The 710-nt window shown below is 25.4% G+C and carries 1 protein-coding gene; it reads left to right on the top strand.

All coding sequences use genetic code 11. The features are described 5' to 3' along the window. A partial coding sequence (locus G3997_RS01005) for a hypothetical protein (protein ID WP_296646718.1) occupies nucleotides 1-276 on the top strand: 276 nt, incomplete at its 5' end. Nucleotides 277-710: the final 434 nt, after the last annotated feature.

Genomic DNA, 710 nt, shown 5'->3' on the forward strand with positions numbered 1-710 from the left:
AAAYAACAAGCTATAGAAGAATGTAAAAGAGCTAATGAACTTTGGAATTGCTATGAAGAAGTTGCAAATGATGCGCAAGAATTAATGGAACAAGCTCAATGCTGTTTACAACAAGCAGCTCAATGTTATAAAAATTGCTTCAATGATGACTTTGGATGTAATTTAGAAGACTATGGATATTCAGAAGATGATGATAATGATTATGATTATTGCAACGAAAATTATGGATACAATAATAACCATGGATACAACAACAACTGTGGATGTAATCGTTAATATAAACTTTAGATAAAAAATAGATATTAAATGAAAAAAGGTGAACTATAGTTTTTATAGTTCACCTTTTTTCATTACAAGGAAATTATGATACTTCAAAAAAATGTGGATAATCTGTGTACTAAAGTAATATCAATGTATCTAGAAAAGAAAAAAATGACATTTTGAGCAACGGATGTATCCGAAGCGGTAGCGAGGATATATCGTTGGCTATATGAGCGAAGCGAATTTTTTATTAAAAGAGATAGATTTGAATATTTTGGGAAATTTAAAATTTTTATTAGATATAAATATAACTTTAAAGCAAAATGCAAATATTCATAGTTTAGTAAAACTAAATAAAACAAAAATTTTTATAAACAATAAATTATATATACTAAACTAAAAATATTTTTAATCTAAACTTTAAAATTATTGTACACAATTGAAACCAT

This window comes from Romboutsia sp. 13368 (assembly GCF_018336475.1).
GTDB lineage: Bacteria > Bacillota > Clostridia > Peptostreptococcales > Peptostreptococcaceae > Romboutsia.